This is a genomic window from Glutamicibacter protophormiae, assembly GCF_016894325.1.
In the GTDB taxonomy this organism is placed as follows: domain Bacteria; phylum Actinomycetota; class Actinomycetes; order Actinomycetales; family Micrococcaceae; genus Glutamicibacter; species Glutamicibacter protophormiae.
Map to the genome: position 1 here is coordinate 3146830 of NZ_CP069806.1, position 17140 is coordinate 3163969.

14 protein-coding genes are annotated in these 17140 nt (G+C 63.5%); 11 read left to right on the forward strand and 3 right to left on the reverse strand.

The annotated features are described in order from the left end of the window. Positions 1-41: 41 nt before the first annotated feature. Entirely contained in the window at positions 42-1700 is a 1659-nt protein-coding gene (locus tag JQN66_RS14745; RefSeq protein ID WP_204675696.1) for a BCCT family transporter, read from the reverse strand. A gap of 42 nt (positions 1701-1742) precedes the next feature. Beyond that, the gene (locus JQN66_RS14750; protein WP_204675697.1) at positions 1743-2717 is read right to left on the reverse strand and encodes a flavin reductase; all 975 of its coding nucleotides are present in this window, start codon (positions 2715-2717) and stop codon (positions 1743-1745) included. 117 nt (positions 2718-2834) lie between these two features. On the opposite strand from JQN66_RS14750, the gene JQN66_RS14755 reads away from it, so the two are divergent. From JQN66_RS14755 to JQN66_RS14800, 10 genes are all read left to right on the forward strand, one after another. After that, entirely contained in the window at positions 2835-3533 is a 699-nt protein-coding gene (locus tag JQN66_RS14755) for a GntR family transcriptional regulator (protein WP_204675698.1), read from the forward strand. 41 nt (positions 3534-3574) lie between these two features. After that, the gene (locus tag JQN66_RS14760; RefSeq protein ID WP_204675699.1) at positions 3575-4243 is read left to right on the forward strand and encodes an amino acid synthesis family protein; all 669 of its coding nucleotides are present in this window, start codon (positions 3575-3577) and stop codon (positions 4241-4243) included. Next, positions 4240-4791, forward strand: a complete 552-nt coding sequence (locus tag JQN66_RS14765) for an amino acid synthesis family protein (protein WP_204675700.1) — start codon at positions 4240-4242, stop codon at positions 4789-4791. Before JQN66_RS14760 ends, JQN66_RS14765 begins: the two co-directional genes overlap by 4 nt. Before the next feature lie 33 nt (positions 4792-4824). Beyond that, positions 4825-5577: an alpha/beta fold hydrolase gene (locus JQN66_RS14770; RefSeq protein ID WP_204675701.1), complete on the forward strand. Its 753-nt coding sequence runs from the start codon at positions 4825-4827 to the stop codon at positions 5575-5577. Beyond that, positions 5574-7058, forward strand: coding sequence for an aldehyde dehydrogenase (locus JQN66_RS14775; RefSeq protein WP_204675702.1), 1485 nt, complete (start codon positions 5574-5576; stop codon positions 7056-7058). Before JQN66_RS14770 ends, JQN66_RS14775 begins: the two co-directional genes overlap by 4 nt. Before the next feature lie 12 nt (positions 7059-7070). Next, complete coding sequence (locus JQN66_RS14780; RefSeq protein ID WP_204675703.1) at positions 7071-7277, forward strand: tautomerase family protein; 207 nt, start codon at positions 7071-7073, stop codon at positions 7275-7277. 30 nt (positions 7278-7307) lie between these two features. Next, positions 7308-8378: an LLM class flavin-dependent oxidoreductase gene (locus JQN66_RS14785; RefSeq protein ID WP_204675704.1), complete on the forward strand. Its 1071-nt coding sequence runs from the start codon at positions 7308-7310 to the stop codon at positions 8376-8378. A gap of 343 nt (positions 8379-8721) precedes the next feature. After that, complete coding sequence (locus JQN66_RS14790) at positions 8722-10098, forward strand: MFS transporter (RefSeq protein WP_204675705.1); 1377 nt, start codon at positions 8722-8724, stop codon at positions 10096-10098. 1 nt (position 10099) lies between these two features. Beyond that, positions 10100-12223: a molybdopterin oxidoreductase family protein gene (locus tag JQN66_RS14795; RefSeq protein WP_204675706.1), complete on the forward strand. Its 2124-nt coding sequence runs from the start codon at positions 10100-10102 to the stop codon at positions 12221-12223. Then, positions 12216-13706: an FAD-dependent oxidoreductase gene (locus JQN66_RS14800; RefSeq protein ID WP_204675707.1), complete on the forward strand. Its 1491-nt coding sequence runs from the start codon at positions 12216-12218 to the stop codon at positions 13704-13706. The genes JQN66_RS14795 and JQN66_RS14800 overlap by 8 nt, the downstream gene beginning before the upstream one ends. 198 nt (positions 13707-13904) lie before the next feature. Here the strand turns inward: JQN66_RS14800 and nirD are convergent, their stop codons facing one another. Then, positions 13905-14270, reverse strand: a complete 366-nt coding sequence (nirD, locus tag JQN66_RS14805) for a nitrite reductase small subunit NirD (protein WP_204675708.1) — start codon at positions 14268-14270, stop codon at positions 13905-13907. Between the two features lie 274 nt (positions 14271-14544). On the opposite strand from nirD, the gene nirB reads away from it, so the two are divergent. Then, positions 14545-17127 carry a nitrite reductase large subunit NirB gene (gene nirB, locus JQN66_RS14810; protein ID WP_204675709.1) on the forward strand — a complete coding sequence of 861 codons (2583 nt, stop codon included), beginning with the start codon at positions 14545-14547 and terminating at the stop codon, positions 17125-17127. The last annotated feature ends 13 nt before the right edge of the window (positions 17128-17140 follow it).

A 17140-nucleotide genomic window follows, 5' to 3' on the forward strand; every position in this document is an offset into this window, starting at 1 on the left:
ACCGGATAGTGCGTTCGCTCATTATTGGCGGGCTCGCAGAGCTATTCCACTTCCTGCAATTTGTCTTTTTCATCGCCGGCTGCGTAAACCGGCACGGGCAGCCTGGTGTCACATCGCAGTTCCTTGATCAAGGATATTCCCAGCAAAGTGACAATGACCGTGAACGGGACTGCCGACAGGATCGCAGCTTGCTGCAGCGCTTGCAATCCACCTACTAGGAGCAACACGATGGCGCACACTCCGGTAAGCAGTCCCCAAATCGCAAGTACTGGGCGTTTCGGGTACATGTTGCCGCCAGAGGTCAAAGTACCTAGGACGTAGGTATTGGAATCTGCACCCGTAATAAAAAACAGAACAACCATGATCACGGTAAATACCGAAGTCACCGCAGGTATTGGCAGTTCAGCGAGCATCGCAAAGAAAGTGCTGTTTGTATCAGCCAATGTCGCTTCACCGATGCGGGTGTTGCCGAACATTTCCTGATGAATCGAAGTACCACCAAAAATTGCGAACCAGATGCTGAATACCAGCGAGGGAACGCCCATGATTGCTACTACGAATTCCCGGATAGTCCGACCCTTAGATATGCGAGCAAGGAAGATACCGACGAATGCGCCCCAAGAAAGCCACCAGGCCATCATGAAGTAGGTCCACCACTGCATCCACTGCAGATCTTCGGCGCCCGAAGGAGTTAACAGTGCTACCGCCGGGAACTCAGAAATGAACTGCCCCATCGATCGGAAGTAGATGTTGGTGATGAAACCGGTGGGCCCTGATACCAAGACGAACACGCCAATCAGTGCAGCCCCGATCATGGTTCCCTGACTCAACCATTTGATGCCTTTGCCAATGCCGGACAGCGCGGACAGCGTAAAGATCACGGTGACTCCGCCGATGATGACTACCTTGACGAAAACATCGGTGGGGATGCCAAACAGGCTGTTGAATCCTTCAGCAATCTGCGAGGCGCCTAGACCCAGCGACGTAGTGGTTCCGAACAATGTGGCCAGCACAGTGAACACGTCAATTGTCTTGCCGAGCCAGCCATCCATGGACTTGCCCAGTACTGGCCGGAGCATGACCGAGATAAGTCCCGAGTTGCCTCGGCGGTGAGTTGAATAGGCAATCGCCAAGCCGAAGACCCCAAACAATGCCCAGGCATTCGGTCCCCAGTCGAAGTAGGAGAACTGCAGTGCATTGACTGCGGCGTCCATGGTGCCTTGCTCGGCTCGTCCATGTGGCGGAACCATGAAGTGGCTCATTGGCTCTGCGGCACCGTAGCTGATCAGCCCGATACCCATCACCGCGCCAAGGATCATTGAGAGCCAAGCCCAATTGCTGAACTCAGGCCGATCGCCATCCTTGCCCAGCCGAATACCTCCGTAACGGGAGAACGCAAGAAAAAGCAACAGTACAATGCACGCGAGTGTCACCAAAAGGTAACCCCAACCAATGTATTGCGCCGACCAGGTGGAAGCGCTGCCCATCAGCTTGTTTACCTGTTCAGGCGCAACCGCTGCCCAGACAACCAGTGCGATCACCAACAACAGGGAGGCAAAGAAAACGCTGCCCGGAGCATACAGCTTTCGGCGCACCTTCCTGGTTTCGGCGGCACTATTGGCGCGGTGCACCTCGCCGCCGGTCAACGTGGACCCGCCAATCGGGCCCCGCTCTAGTGTCTCGTTCGTTTCGGTGTTCATATCTCTCACACTTCGAATGGTTGGGGAGCAGATCTTTAGGTTCTAGAGTGCTGTCAGCTGTGCGCCATCGTAGAAGCGCCCTGCCTTGTAGACCATTGGCTCCAGCTGAGCGACTTCCGAGTGCTTGACCTTCGCAATAAAAACCGTGTGAGTCTTGGCTTGGAACCGTTCCTTGATCTCAGCTTCAATAGAGGCGGCCGAGCCATCGATCAGCGGGCTTCCGTTCGGGCCTTCATGCCAGTCAAGCTCTGCAAACTTGTCTTCGCCCTTGGACGCGAATACGCCGACAGTCCCTCGCTGTTCGTTGCTCATGATGTTGATGCCAAGATGAGTGGACTTGAACAACGAAGAATAAGTGCTCGTGGTTTTCTGCACGCACACCAGCACCAGTGGCGGTTCAAGAGAGACTGATACATAGGAGTTGGCGGCCAGTCCGCGTGGCTTTCCGTTTTCGTCCTTGGTGGTCACCACCGTGACTCCGGTAATGAACTGGCGGTTGAAGCCTTTCAGCGCTTCCAGATTTGGTACACCGCTGAGATCATCGACTACGACGCCCTCTTCAGAACCTTCAAATGCCGATTTCAGAGAGGGAACTCCCAGGTCCGCCAACAGCGCGCTTTGATCCCAGGTAACTTGTTCAGAAATGACCAAGCCCTCCTGAATTTTCAAGAGGTTGGAGCCGCGTGTTTCTACGGTGCTGCCGGTTGCCGGCACACCTTGCAGGTCATTACTGAAGGTTCCATTCGTATGCCAGAAAATTGCAATCGACTGCTCTCCTTCATCCACGAGGAGATGATCGATGGTGGTGACCAGGTCCGGGAAAGCAGCACGCACGTCCAGGATGTCCTGTTTCAGCGCTTCTGCATCAATCGCGTTGCCCGACTGGCTGCTCACTCGCTGGAACTCGGGATGGAAGATGGTATCCAAAGCATCGACATGGCCGTGATCCCACGCTGCTTCCCATGCGCTAATGAGGGATTCTTTGACTTGCTGGAAAGAAAATTCAATTTGTTGCATGCATGAAATGCTAGCAAAAGTTGTGATTCAGTCAACACCCTAGGCCAAAAGTCTTTTAAATTGCCGGTTTTCATGTGATCTCTTGCATGCAAGAGCAAATAGAGTTACAGTTCTTGTATGCAAGAGACTTCAATCATCGAGAGCGCCCAAGATAAGGGCTCCGAACCGCCGCTATTGATTCGACTTCGTCAGATGATCGTCACTGGAGTGGTGCAACCTGGAGACCTGCTTGCAGAAACCGCCCTTGCGCAGGACTTCGACGTAAGCCGTACTCCAATCCGAGAGGCCCTGAAACAGCTGGAGCGCGAAGGCCTGGTCGAAGTTCGCCCACGGGTCGGATCTTTCGTACGAAAACCGACTCAGCGAGAAATCCACGAAATGTTTGAACTCAAGGAATCTTTCGAAGGCTTGGCAGCAGGATTGCTAGCTCGCCGAGGCCCTGTTCCTGAATTAGAACAACTCAAGGAAAACGTCTCCCGCAGTCGGCAGGCAGTCGAACGCGGTGATATCGACGTGTATTCGCACCTAGTTCACGACTTCCATAGCACGCTCGTAGCAGGTGCAGACAACCGCAAGCTCACCGAGCACTACGACTTGCTCATGAACCAACTCGCCTATCACCGCATTGTTTCGCAAACTCTCAGTCTTCCTGGACGACTGCAGAACTCGGTCAACGAGCATCAGGCCATCATTGATGCCATCAGCTCGAAAGACCCGCTCGCGGCGGAATTAGTAATGCGACAGCATGTTTCCGCTTCCAGCCAGTCGGCGGCCCTAGCCGCATTGCAGGAAGATGACTCCGTTCTCCGGCAATAAAAGCGAACAAAGCACTACAACGCCCTACAAAGGACAAGCAGATGAACACCATCGTGGCAAAGCCGCCACAGCGGGTCGACCTGAGTACTCGCTCCACCCTGGCAGCATATTCGGATATCTCCGCCGCTGCCGGGTTGCGCAAAATCTCTACAAACATTGAGCAGGTGCCCCACGCACAGCTCGGCATGATTACCCGTGCCACGGTCACAGCAGTGATTGCCAATCCGTGGTTGAACACCGGCACAGATCATGACCTGTCCGACCGCACCGAAGCCATTGCTCCACTGCTTGCCAAACTTGTCTCTGATCGACTGTTGGAAGCTCTGGGAGGCGCGGAGCAGATCGAGGCATTCGGCAAAGCGGCGCTTGTTGGCACTAGCGGAGAGCTGGAACATGCAGGTGCACTGATCCACACGCCATATTTCGGCAATCTGCTGCGCGAAGCGCTGGGCGGAACGTCCATCATCTGTTTCGTGGACGGACGTGCAGTTCCCGGGGAAACACTGCGCGTGCCGATGTGGCACAAGACTGCCGCGGCAACCCGCACTCATTACCAAACTTTGGATATGGCTCTTCCCGATGCCCCACATCCCGAGGAAATTGCCGTTATCGCGGCGGCGTCCACCGGACCGCGCCCTCACGCCCGGATCGGCGACCGCACCACTGACCAACCCATCACCTCCGAAATCCTGAAGGGAATTCAACTGTGAACTACCGCAAGCTCGTAACCATCATTGAAGAGACCGCTGCCGAAGGTGGCCGCCCGGTTGAACCTGTGGCCAAGGTCGTCATCGTCGCCGCTGTCTTCGATAACCCATGGGCTGGCCAAGGATTCGTCGAGGACCTGACCGAAGGCATCGATTCGGTGGCCTCGGATTTGGGCGCGCTGTTGGCACCGCGCGTCATCGAAGCGCTGGGTGCACCGTTGGAAGCATATGGCAAGGCTGCCATTGTGGGACTGGACGGGGAAATCGAGCACGGTTCTGCACTGATCCACACTTTGAAATTCGGAAACCACTTCCGCGATGCAGCCAAGGCCACCACTTTGCTGCCGGCGGTGGAAAAGCGCGGCCCGGCCGGAGTACAGTTCGACATCCCGCTCAAGCATTTCACCGATGCCACCATCCGTTCGCACCATCAGAGCGTTGAAGTCAAGATCGCTGATGCACCGCATTCTGGCGAGATCCTGATTGCCTTGGCAGGCTCCACCACAGGACGTCCGCAACAGCGATTGGCCCCGCTGTCCACCGAACAGTAGTCAGAAATCCGCAGAAACGGAGTGGAGCGAAGCATGACGAGCACCAAGTCACCACAGGTTATCCTGCTGCATGGAGTGGGACTTGACCACACCATGTGGCATCCCCTGCAGGAGCAGCTCGGACGAGAAAGCTTGGCCCTCGACCTGCCAGGGCATGGCGCGCAGCCCGCATTGCACCAGGCGCAAGACTTGGCAAGTCTGGCAGCCGATGTACTTGACCGTATCCCGGTTCCTGAACCAGTGCATCTGGTCGGTTTCTCACTGGGTGCATTGATCGCCCAGCATATAGCTCGCTTCGCTCCGGATCGGGTGCTGTCGCTGGCTGCGGTGAACTCGGTCTGCCAACGTACACCGGAGGAATCCGCGGCAGTTGAAGCCAGGCTAGCCACTGCCGGTACCAACTTCGCAGAGGGTGTCCAACGTGCAATCGAGCGCTGGTACCCTGCCGACAACACCACAGTGCCAGAGCACCTGATTGAGGATACCCGGCGGGTGCTGGCCGGGAACAATCTAGAATCCTACCTCCATGCCTACACGGTATTCGCCCGTGGAGACCAACAAATTGCCGGTGAATTGGCAAGCATTACCCAACCAGTACTGGCCATCACCGGCGAGCTAGACCCAGGGTCTACCCCGGAAATGTCGTGCCGGCTGGCCACGGCAGTACCCCATGGACGGGTACATGTGGTGCCCGGAGCCCGGCACATGCTGCCAGTGGAAAACCCGGCGGCTCTGGCCGCCGAACTGAACAACTTTTTTGATCAAAGCGAAGGGAAGCAGCCATGAGCGAGCGCTATCTGCATTTCATCAACGGAGAGCACGTCGCACCTAGCGAGGACCGTTACTTCACCAGCACCAACCCAGCAACTCTGGAGGAACTCTACGAGGTCGCTCGTGGAAACGAGCACGATGTCGACCGCGCGGTGAAAGCCGCCCATGCAGCTTTCACTGCCCCCTCATGGAGCGGCCTAAGCGCCACAGCCCGCGGCCACCTCCTGCGCCGTTTGGGCGATCTTGTCGGAGAAAACGCGGAAAAGCTCGCTCGTTACGAGTCTTTGGACAACGGAAAACTGCTGCGCGAGATGCGCGGCCAGCTGGCAACCTTGCCCGAGTATCTCTACTACTATGCTGGGCTCGCTGACAAAGTCCAGGGGTCCCAAGTTCCCACGCTGAACCCGGCAATCCTCAACTACACTCAACGCGAGGCATTGGGTGTCGTCGGTGCAATCACCCCGTGGAACTCACCTCTCACTCTGACCACCTCCAAGATTGCCCCCGCACTGGCCGCAGGTAATACTGTAGTGATCAAGCCCAGCGAATACACCTCGCGCACCGTGCTACTGCTTGCCGAGCTAGCAGACCAGGCCGGTTTCCCGCCTGGCGTCATCAACGTAGTCACCGGCTACGGTATCGAGGCTGGAGCGGCGCTGGTTGCCCACCCACTACTGGCCAAGATTTCCTTCACCGGCTCGACGGCTACCGGCTCGCGAATCGCTTCCCAGGCTGCCAGCCGATTCATCGGTTGCACCCTTGAGCTCGGAGGCAAGAGCCCCAACATCGTATTCGACGATGCCAACGTAGCGAACGCCGCGATGGGCGTTGTTGCTGGTATCTACGCCGCAGCGGGCCAGACCTGCATTGCCGGCAGCCGCGTCTTTGCACACAAGTCGGTTTACGACGAGCTGCTGGAACGAGTGACCCAACGCGCCAAGTCAATCATCATTGGCGACCCACTGGCAGACACCACAGAATTAGGCCCACTGGCATTCGCCGACCAGTTGGAAAAGGTCTCTTCATACGTGAAGATCGGGGCCGACGAGGGCGCGAAGGTGCTCGCTGGCGGAGGCCGCCCTGAGGGACTGGATCTACCAGGTTACTTCTTCTCCCCCACCGTACTCACTGACGTGAACAATGACATGCGTGTGGTCCGGGAAGAGATCTTCGGCCCGGTCGCTGCGATCATGCCGTTCGAGCACGAAGACGAACTGTTGGCACTGGCCAACGACACCGATTACGGACTTGCCGCCGGAGTCTGGACGCAGAATCTCGCCCGGGCACATCGTATGGCACGCAAGCTGGAGGCGGGAACTGTGTGGGTAAACACCTACCGCGCGATGTCGCCAATGTCCCCTCGACAGGGTTTCAAGAGTTCCGGTGTCGGGATCGAGCACGGCTTGGAATCCATGAATGAGTACACCCGACTGAAGAGCGTTTGGATTAACACGGACGAATCTCCGGTGTCCGATCCGTTCGTGATGCGTGCCTAGGAGGTTAACCTAATGCCACTGATTGACATCTCCATAGCCGCCGGACGCACCCCGCAGCAGCTACGGGCGCTGATCGATGCCGTGCACCGCGCAGCCGAGGACACCGTAGACGCAGCACCGGAAAACATTACCGTGATTGTGCGCGAGGTTCAGCACGAACACTGGTCCCGCAGCAACCTCACCATCGCCGAACGCAACAATTCGCAGAATATCGCCTAACGGCAGCTGACAAAGGAAGGAAGACAAACCATGCGTTTTTCCCTGTTTATCCATATGGAACGCTACGACGACTCGATCAGCCATGAAGAGCACTTCGAGAATCTGGTTGAACTGACCCAGTTGGCCGAGGCCGGAGGATTCTCAACGGTTTGGATCGGCGAACACCACTCCATGGAATACACCATCTCTCCGAGTCCCATTCCACAGCTTGCATATCTGGCGGCCCGGACAAAGACCATTCGACTCGGATCCGGTACCATCATCGCTCCGTTCTGGGATCCCATCCGCGCAGCAGGCGAAATGGCCCTGCTGGACGTCATTTCCAATGGCCGAGCCGAACTTGGCGTCGCCCGCGGTGCCTACCAGTTCGAGTTCGATCGCATGGCCGGAGGAATGTCGGCAGCTGAAGGTGGGACCGCCATGCAGGAATTGATCCCAGCCGTCCAGAAGCTTTGGGCCGGAGACTACGCCCACGACGGTGAGGTTTGGAAATTCCCGACCTCGACCTCCGTGCCAAAACCGGTACAGAAGCAGATTCCGGTCTGGGTTGCTGCCCGAAGCCCAGAATCTCACGAGTACGCGGTCGCCAATGGCTGCCACGTCATGGTCACCCCGCTTATGAAGGGGGATGAAGAAGTTGAATCGCTAGTCGAAAAGTACGAAACCGCAATCGCCAATCATCCCGAGATCACCAAGCGTCCAGACATCATGGTGCTGCGTCATACATATGTGCATTCTGCGCAGGAACCAGAGGGGTGGCGGGCCGGAGCAGAAGGAATCCAGAAGTTCTACCGCACTTTCGACGCATGGTTCGGCAACAAGACCACGCCGACCAATGGCTTCCTGGAGCCGAGCCCGCTGGAGAAGTTCGAAGGCCGCGAAGAGTTCACTGTGGATTCATTGCACAAGACCGCGATGATCGGGACTCCAGACGAGGTTGTCGAACGCCTGCGAAACTACGAGTCCATGGGTGTGACCGAATACAGCTTCTGGAGCGACAATACCTTGAGCCACGAGGAAAAGAAGCGCTCTCTGCAGCTATTCATTGATGAGGTAGTCCCTCATTTCGTTGATTCCAACAAATTGGCTGTCTCCAAGTAACAGGCAAAGAACAACAGCGGTCTGCCGTAAATGCTTCGTGCATTTCTGGCAGGCCGCTGTTCCAGTCTTCAAAGAAGTACTTTCGTCGCGACGTATCCTTCATCGCCAGCGACACGAGTCGGGGAATCAAGCCAGTTCACCCAGTACGTTATGGATGTAGCTGCTCGCGCGCGGGGCTATTCTGATCAAGAAATTTGTTCATTTCCGGCAGGTTAACGGCTCCTCTCAGCGATCGCCGGCAGCAGTTACCTCGAATTGCCACCGAGGCAACAACTAACGCATGCCGATGAAACCTCGCTCTGGAATGCTCAACAGCATCCACGAGTGAAAGGCATCGATCCGCATGAGCACGCAATCCCGCCAGCTAAGCCCCGCCGTCGACCAGCTGCAGATGTCCAAGGGCCGCTGGGTCCACAACTGGGACGCGGAAAACCCGGACTTCTGGCAGGCAGTGGGCCGGCGCACCGCCTTGACCAACCTGCGCTGGTCGATCTTCGCCGAGTTCCTGGGCTTCGCGGTCTGGCAGTTGTTCGCGATCCTCGCGGTGTACCTGCCCGCCGCCGGATTCGATTACAGCACCACCCAGCTGTTCTGGCTGATCTCCATGCCCAGCCTGGTCGGCGCCACCCTGCGCATCCCGTACACCTTCATGGTAGCCCGCTTCGGCGGCCGGAACTGGACCATCATCTCCGCGCTGCTGCTGCTGATCCCGGTGACGGGTCTGGCGCTGGCCGCCGCGGACCCCGAGACCCCGTTCTGGATCATGCTGGCCTTGGCAGGGCTTTCCGGATTCGGCGGCGGCAACTTCGCTTCCTCGATGGCCAACATCACGTACTTCTATCCGGCCGCGCAGAAGGGCCGGGCGCTGGGGCTGAACGCTGCAGGAGGGAACCTGGGCGCAGCCATCGCCCAGCTGCTGGTGCCGATCGCCATCACCATTTTCGCCGCCGGCTCGCTGCAGCTGCCCCTGGCCGGCCTGATCTGGATCCCGCTGATCCTGCTGGCCGCGGCCGGCGCGGCGAAATACATGCACAATCTCTCCAACGCCCGCAGCGACGTGCGCGGGGCGCTGGCCTGCCTGCGCGAAAAGCACCTGTGGATCATTGCCGGGCTCTACATCGGCACCTTCGGCTCGTTCATCGGATTCTGCGCGGTATTCCCCAAGCTGCTGGCCGATACCTTCACCGGGTACTCCTCCCTGGAATTGGGCACTGCGGTGATCTCGCTGGCCTTCCTCGGACCGCTGGTCGGGTCGCTGGCCCGCCCCTACGGTGGGCAGCTGGCCGACCGCTTCGGCGGCGCCCGCATCACCCTGGCCGCCTTCGCCGTGATGGCCGCGCTGACCCTCGCGCTGATGCTGAGCCTGGGCCAAGCGGACTTCCCGCTCTTCCTGGGTTTGTTCCTTGCCCTGTTCACCGCCGCAGGCCTCGGCAACGGCTCCACCTACCGCATGATCCCGGCGGTCTTCGCCTTCCAGGGACGGCGCACCGGGCGCACCCCGGCAGACCACGCACGCAGCGCCGCCGCGGCCCTGGGCCTCATTTCCGCCATCGGCGCCTACGGAGGATTCCTGATCCCGCAGGTGCTGGGCCTGTCCCTGTCGAAGCTGGGATCCTATGTTCCCGCGTTCGGAGTCTTCGTGGGCCTTTATGTCCTGCTGCTGGCGGTGACCTGGTTCTGCTACGTGCGCCGCGGTTCGGGTTTCGAGGGAAGGGTCTGAGATGGAGGTCGCGACGCATTGCCCCTACTGCGCCCTGCAGTGCGGGATCACCCTTGAGCCGGGCACCACGCCGGTGGGCTTGAAAGGGCGAAACTTCGAAACCAACGGCGGGGCGCTGTGCCGCAAGGGCTACAGCGCCGCGCAGCTGCTGGACCACCCGGAACGGCTGCATTCCCCGCTGGAACGCGGTGCCGACGGGGTGCTGCGACCGGTGGGCTGGGAGCGGGCCCTGGAACTGGTGGTGCACCAGGTGCGCACGGTGCAGCAGACCCATGGGAAGGACGCGGTGGCGGTGTTCGGCTCCGGGTCGCTGACCAATGAAAAGGCCTACCAGCTGGGCAAGTTCGCCCGGCTGGCGCTGGGCACCTCGCGCATCGACTACAACGGGCGGTTCTGCATGTCCTCCGCCGCAGCGGCCGGCAACAAGGCCTTCGGGCTGGACCGCGGATTGCCCTTCCCGCTGGCTGACCTGGATCGGGCCGGCGCCATCATGCTGCTGGGGTCCAATGTCGCGGACACCATGCCGCCGTTCGTGCGGCACCTTGAATCCGCCAGGGAGAACGGCGGGCTCATCGTGGTCGATCCGCGCCGCTCGGCCACCGCGGAACTGGCGGACACCCACCTGCAGCCGGCGCCCGGAACGGACCTGCAGCTGCTGCTGGGCCTGGCCCACGTGCTGCTGGCCGAAGACCTGGCCGACACCGGCTACCTGGCCGCCCGCACTTGGGGCCTGGAATCGCTGCGCATCTCGCTGGCCACCTGGTGGCCCGAACGGGTGCAGTCGCTCACCGGCGTCCCGGCAGCGCTCATCAGGCAGACCGCACGCACCCTGGCCGGCGCAGCCCAGGCCGCCCGCGCCGGCGGCAAACCCGTGTACATCCTCACCGGACGCGGGGTGGAACAGCATGCCAACGGCACCGCCACGGTGACCGCCGCAATCAACCTGGCCCTGCTGCTGGGCCTGCCCGGAACCCTGGCCGGGGGCTTCGGCACCATCACCGGGCAGGGCAACGGGCAGGGCGGACGCGAACACGGGCAGAAGGCCGACCAGCTGCCGGGCTACCGCAAGATCACCGACCCGGCCGCCCGTGCCCACGTGGCAGCCGTCTGGGGCGTGGATCCGCAGATCATTCCCGGGCCGGGCATTCCGGCCGCGCAGCTGCTGGCAACCCTGGGCGAACCGGGCGGGGCGCGGATGCTGTTCATGCACGGCTCCAACCCGGTGATCTCCTCCCCCAACGCCAACCGCACCGCCGCCGCACTGCGCCGGCTGGACTACCTGGTCGTTGCCGACTTCTTCCTCTCGGAAACCGCCGCGCAGGCCGACCTGGTGCTGCCGGTGCTGCAGTGGGCGGAGGAGGAAGGCACCATGACGAATCTGGAGGGCCGGGTGCTGCGCCGCCGCGCCGCCCTGGCCGCCCCGGCCGGGGCGCGCAGCGAGCTGTGGCTGCTGGCCGAACTGGCCGACCGGCTGCAGGCCCCAGCCGCCTTCAGCGCCGACCCGCGGGAGGTCTTCGAGGAGCTGGGCCGGGCCTCGGCCGGAGGCATCGCCGACTACTCGGGGGTGGACTACAACAGCCTCGATGCGGGGGCGGCGGTCTATTGGCCCTGTCCCGCCGGCACACCGATCAGCCAGTTGCCCGGCGAGCGCTCGGGCACCCCGCGTCTGTTCCTTCAGCGCTTCGCCCACCCCGACGGCAAGGCCCGGCTGGAACCGGTCTACCCGCAGCCGGAGGCCAGCGGTCGTGCGGGCAGGAAGCCCGGGACCGTCTCGCTGGTCACCGGGCGGCTGCTGGAACACTACCAGTCCGGGGCGCAGACCCGCCGGGTGGCCGAGCTGCGCCAGGCCGCGCCGGCCGCGCTGGCAGTGATCCATCCGGACACCGCGCTGGCCCGCGGCATCAGCGACGGGCAGGACGTGCTGCTGGAAAACACGCACGGACGCCTCGAGGCGACGGCCCGCCTGGATGCGGGAATCCGGCTGGACACCGTGTTCCTGCCCTTCCACTTCCCCGAAACCCAGAACGCCAACCTGCTCACCGGCGACGCGGTGGACCCGGACAGTTCCATGCCCGAGTTCAAGCACGCGCCGGTGCTGCTGTCCCGAGCGGAGCGACATGAGTGAACGACTGGTTGTCATCGGCTTCGGGCCCGTGGCTTCAAGCCTCGTCGAGGGCCTGCTTCCCGCGGTCAGGTCGAAGGAACTTGAACTGACGGTGCTGGGCGCGGAAGAACGCGCCGCCTACAACAGGGTGCTGCTGGCCGAGGTCGCCATCGGGGCGGCCGAACCCGGGCACTTGGGCATGGCCGACGAACCCCGGCTGCGCGCCGCGGGTGTTGACCTGCGGCTGGGCACGGCCGCCACCGGGGTGGACCGGGCCCGGCGCGTGGTGCACACCAGCGGCGGCCCGGTCCCCTACGACCGGCTGGTCTTCGCCACCGGAGCCCGCCCGGTGATCCCCTCGCTGGCCGGGCTGAATTTCGACCCGCATGCGGACACCGAGCTGCCCGCCGGCGTGCTGGCTTTGCGCACCCTGAATGATGCGCTGGCGCTGCAAGCGGTGCTGCGAGGCGATGGAAGGGTGCTGGTGCTCGGCGGCGGCATCCTGGGCCTGGAGGCGGCGCTGGCCATGGCCTCCGCCGGGTACCGGCCGGTGCTGGTGCACCACGGCCCGGCGCCGCTGGGGCGCGTGGTGGACGCGGACGGCGGCACCCTGCTCATCCGCCAGCTGGAAGCCGCCGGAGTTCACGTGCTCTCCGGGGTGCGCGCCACCGGCGTGCAGAAGCAGGACGGCCGCTTCCATGCGCTGGCCACCGAAACCCACGGGCTGATCCACGCCGACGCGCTGCTGGTGTCCACCGGGGTGCGTCCCCGCACCGAACTGGCCGAAGGCTGCGGTTTGGCTGTAGGCCACGGAATCCAGGTGACCGCGCAGCTGGCCGCCGATTCCAGCGGGCGCCTCTTCGCCGTGGGCGACTGCGCGCAGGTGGCCGGGCAACGGCCGGCCGGGCTGCTGGCCCCGGGCTGGGCGCAGGCCGCTTGGCTGGCGGACTACCTGCTGGCGCACCCGGCCCCGCATCCGGCGGCTTCCGCCCCGGTTGCCAGCGCCCTGCCCGGGCCCCAGATCCAGGGCAGCGGCATCCTGATGCTCAAGGGCCAGGGCCTGGAGCTCACCGCGGCCGGCACGGTGCAGGCAGGGCTGTTCGAGGATCCGGCCCAGCAGGTCACCGTATATGCGGACCCCGCCGCAGGGCGCTACCTGAAGATTGTGGCGCGTGATCGCGTCCCCACCGGCTTCCTGGCCCTGGGCCTGCCGCGCACCGGGGCGGAGCTGGCTCTGGGTTTTGAACGCGGTACCCCGCTGCCGGTCGACCCCTCGCTGCTGCTGCGCCTGGACGCGCCCTTCGAGGATGCGCAGGCGCCTGCCGCGGGGGCCGACGACCAGCTGTGCCGCTGTTCGGGGGCGACCTACGGGCAGGTGGCCAGGGCGGTGGACGCCGGATGTTCCACCGTCGAAGAGGTTGGCGAGAACTGCCGCGCCGGCACCGGGTGCGGCGGCTGCAAGGAGCGCATCGAGGAACTGCTCAGGATCCCGGCCCGGGTCTAGTCCGGCGGCGGGAGCCTGGGCGCTCCCGCCGGTGTGCGTCGATCTGCGGGTATTTCCGATGTTGGATGTGTTGAAGCGTGATCGGTCATGCGCGGTGGCAGGCTGCTGGCTCCGCGGCCACCTCGTACCAGCCGAACCATGCGGTGTGCTCGTACCGCGACGTGCGGTCCAGCGCTGCGGCCTCGGAGGAGTGCTTGCTCATCGCGGCACCTCGATCCACAGCCGGCCGCCGAGCTCCTGCACCCCGAACACGTTCAGCGCGGCGCCCTGCGCGCCCAGGCAGTCCCCGGTGTCCAGGCGGTAGATCTCCTTGTGCAGCGGGCAGGCGATGGTGGCCACGCGGCGGCCCTCGATGGTCGCATCCCCGAGGATGCCGCGCGCCATGACCTTGGCCCCGGTGGACGGGCAATGGTGCGAGGAGGCGTAGAATCCGTCCGCCTCGGTGCGGTACACCGCGATCTGCCGCCCTTGCAGCCAGGCCGCTTCGCCCCAGCCCGCCTCCAGGTCCTCGGTGGAGCAGAGTTCGGCCAAGCCGGCCGGTGCGTCGATCAGTTGCGTGGTCATCGGTGGGTCCTTTCGCTGGTGTTCCGATGCTTCGAGCCTAGAAGCGCAATGTTTCAGCCGCCGCCCCGCGCGGTTGCCGGCCGGTAAAGCCCGATTCACAGCCCCCGGACGACCCCGTGCTACGAACATGTTTCCAAGCCCTCACCGCCTGTTCGCAGCGCTGCTGGAGAAAATTGCGCCCGGTGAAACACCGGGGTAACTGCGGGGCAAAAACAGGTTCCTAGGCTGGTGCCAGACGCTCCACATCCCGTGGGTCCGCCAGCGAAAGGGCATCATGAATACCTCCAGCGAACAGCGACACATCCTCGTGATCGGCGGCGGTCCTGCCGCGCACCGCTTTGCCGACGCCATGGCCAGCCGCGAGCCCGCCGGCACCACCCTCACCGTGCTCTGCGAGGAGGCCCACCGGCCCTACGACAGGGTGGCGCTGTCCAAGGCGCTGACCGAGCCGGGGGTGGATCTGACCCTGGGCGACGCGGAATTGTGGGAGCAGGAGCACCTCACCCTGGAAACCGGGGCCAAGGCCGTCTTCCTGGACAGCGCCGCCCGTCTGGTGCGCACCGCGGACGGGCGCGAGTTCGGCTACGACGAACTGGTGCTGGCCACCGGCTCCAACGCGGCCACCTTGCCGATCCCCGGCGCGGAGCTCACCCACGTCTACCGCACGCTGGAGGATGTGCGGGGCATCGCGCAGCAGGTGAAGTCCCTGGCCGGTTCCCTGGGCCGGGCCCCGGTGGTCGCGACCATCGGGGGCGGGCTGCTGGGCCTTGAGGCGGCCGCCGGGGTGCAGGCCCTGGGCGCGCAGGCGCTGATCATCGACGGCGGCGGATGGCTCATGGGAACCCAGCTGGACCAGGGCGCAGGCCAGGCACTGGGACGCTTGGTCGCCCAGAAGAACCTGCGGGTCCACGGCGGGGTATTCCCCCAGCAGATCCTCTCCGAGGACGGCCAGGTCACCGGCGTGCTCATGGCCGACGACCGGGTGATCGCCGCTGACATGGTCATCGTGTCCATCGGCGTGCGCCCGCGCGACGAGCTGGCCCGCGTCCACAACGAAGCCCAGCCCGAAGGCGGCGCCCTGTTCGGGCTGGGCCCGCGCGGCGGCATCGTCATCGACCAGTCCTGCGCCACCGAGGTGCCGCATGTCTGGGCCATCGGCGAAGTCGCCAACTACGGCGGACTGTGCGTGGGGCTGGTGGCCCCGGCCAACGCCATGGCGGAGGTCGCCGCTGCCCGGCTGAGCGGCGGCGAGGGCGAATTCACCGGCTTCGACACCGCCACCAAGCTCAAGCTCTCCGGGGTGGATGTGGCCTCCTTCGGCGACGCCTTCGCCCGCGCCGAGGGCGCCTTGGAGGTCATCTACGCGGATGCGGCCCGCGGCCTGTACCAGAAGCTCGTGGTCTCCGAGGATGCCACGAGGCTGCTCGGCGGCATCTTCGTGGGCGACGCCAGCCCGTACCAGGCGCTGCGTCCGCTGCTGGGCCGGGAGCTGCCTGCGGAGCCCGGCGCCTACCTCAGTGCCGCCGGCGGGCAGGCCCCTGACACCGAGCTGCCCGACGACGCGGTGGTGTGCTCCTGCAACAACGTGGATGCCGGGACGATCCGCGGCGCGGTGGGCGGGGCCTGCGCCGGTTGCGGCCCGGCGGCCACGGTGGCGGGCCTGAAGTCGTGCACCAGGGCCGGCACCCAGTGCGGTTCCTGCGTGCCGATGCTCAAGAAGCTCATGGAAGCCGAGCTGGCCAAGAACGGCGTGGAGGTTTCCACCGCATTGTGCGAGCACTTCAGCCTCTCCCGCCCGCAGCTCTTCGACGCCGTGCGCCTGGCCGGGCTGCGCACCTACCCGCAGATCATGGAACGCTTCGGCACCGGGTCTGGCTGCGATATCTGCAAGCCGACCATCGCCTCCATCCTGGCCAGCCAGACCAACGTGCACCCGATGGACGCCGGGCTGGCCGGGGCCCAGGACACCAACGACCGCGTCATGGCGAATATGCAGAAGGACGGCACCTATTCGGTGGTGCCGCGCATCCCCGGCGGGGAGATCACCCCGGAAAAGCTGGGGGTCATTGCCCGGGTGGCGCAGAAGTACGGGCTGTACACCAAGCTCACCGGCGGGCTGCGCATCGACATGTTCGGCGCCCGGCTGGAGCAGCTGCCCGAGATCTGGCGCGAACTGGTGGATGCCGGGTTCGAGTCCGGGCAGGCCTACGGCAAGTCGCTGCGCAATGTGAAGACCTGCGTCGGCTCCACCTGGTGCCGCTACGGCATGCTGGACTCGGTGGGCATGGGCATCGACCTCGAGCTGCGCTACCGCGGGCTGCGTGCCCCGCACAAGTTCAAGATGGGCGTCTCCGGCTGTGCCCGAGAATGCGCGGAGGCCCGCGCCAAGGACGTCGGGGTCATCGCCACCGCCGAAGGCTGGAACCTGTATGTGGGCGGCAACGGCGGCGCCAACCCCGCCCACGGCCAGCTGCTGGCCGGCGGGGTGGACGACTGGACGCTGGTGCAATACATCGACCGCTTCCTGATGTACTACATCCGCAGCGCCGAACGCCTGCAGCGCACCGCCCACTGGATCCAGGAGCTGCCCGGCGGCATGGACACCGTGCGCGAGGTGGTGGTCGAGGATTCGCTGGGGCTCGGTGCGGAGCTCGAAGAAGCCATGGAACACCATATTTCCAGCTACCGGGACGAATGGGCGGCGACGCTGGCCGATCCGCAGAAGCTCAAGCGATTCCGTTCCTTCGTGAACGCACCGCAGGCCCATGACACGGAGCTGGAATACGCCAGCGAACGCGGCCAGCGCCGCCCGGTGGACCTGGGGGCGAGCATCCCCGTGCGTTCGGCCGCGAGCTGAGATTGGCGGCGGA

What these genes read in the sequence shown, in the direction of transcription:
- JQN66_RS14745 (WP_204675696.1), bottom strand. Translation starts at nt 1,700, where the DNA reads ATGAACACCGAAACGAACGAGACACTAGAGCGGGGCCCGATTGGCGGG.
- JQN66_RS14760 (WP_204675699.1), top strand. Translation starts at nt 3,575, where the DNA reads ATGAACACCATCGTGGCAAAGCCGCCACAGCGGGTCGACCTGAGTACT.
- JQN66_RS14775 (WP_204675702.1), top strand. Translation starts at nt 5,574, where the DNA reads ATGAGCGAGCGCTATCTGCATTTCATCAACGGAGAGCACGTCGCACCT.
- JQN66_RS14800 (WP_204675707.1), top strand. Translation starts at nt 12,216, where the DNA reads ATGAGTGAACGACTGGTTGTCATCGGCTTCGGGCCCGTGGCTTCAAGC.
- JQN66_RS14790 (WP_204675705.1), top strand. Translation starts at nt 8,722, where the DNA reads ATGAGCACGCAATCCCGCCAGCTAAGCCCCGCCGTCGACCAGCTGCAG.
- JQN66_RS14750 (WP_204675697.1), bottom strand. Translation starts at nt 2,717, where the DNA reads ATGCAACAAATTGAATTTTCTTTCCAGCAAGTCAAAGAATCCCTCATT.
- nirB (WP_204675709.1), top strand. Translation starts at nt 14,545, where the DNA reads ATGAATACCTCCAGCGAACAGCGACACATCCTCGTGATCGGCGGCGGT.
- JQN66_RS14785 (WP_204675704.1), top strand. Translation starts at nt 7,308, where the DNA reads ATGCGTTTTTCCCTGTTTATCCATATGGAACGCTACGACGACTCGATC.
- JQN66_RS14780 (WP_204675703.1), top strand. Translation starts at nt 7,071, where the DNA reads ATGCCACTGATTGACATCTCCATAGCCGCCGGACGCACCCCGCAGCAG.
- nirD (WP_204675708.1), bottom strand. Translation starts at nt 14,270, where the DNA reads ATGACCACGCAACTGATCGACGCACCGGCCGGCTTGGCCGAACTCTGC.
- JQN66_RS14755 (WP_204675698.1), top strand. Translation starts at nt 2,835, where the DNA reads ATGCAAGAGACTTCAATCATCGAGAGCGCCCAAGATAAGGGCTCCGAA.
- JQN66_RS14795 (WP_204675706.1), top strand. Translation starts at nt 10,100, where the DNA reads ATGGAGGTCGCGACGCATTGCCCCTACTGCGCCCTGCAGTGCGGGATC.
- JQN66_RS14770 (WP_204675701.1), top strand. Translation starts at nt 4,825, where the DNA reads ATGACGAGCACCAAGTCACCACAGGTTATCCTGCTGCATGGAGTGGGA.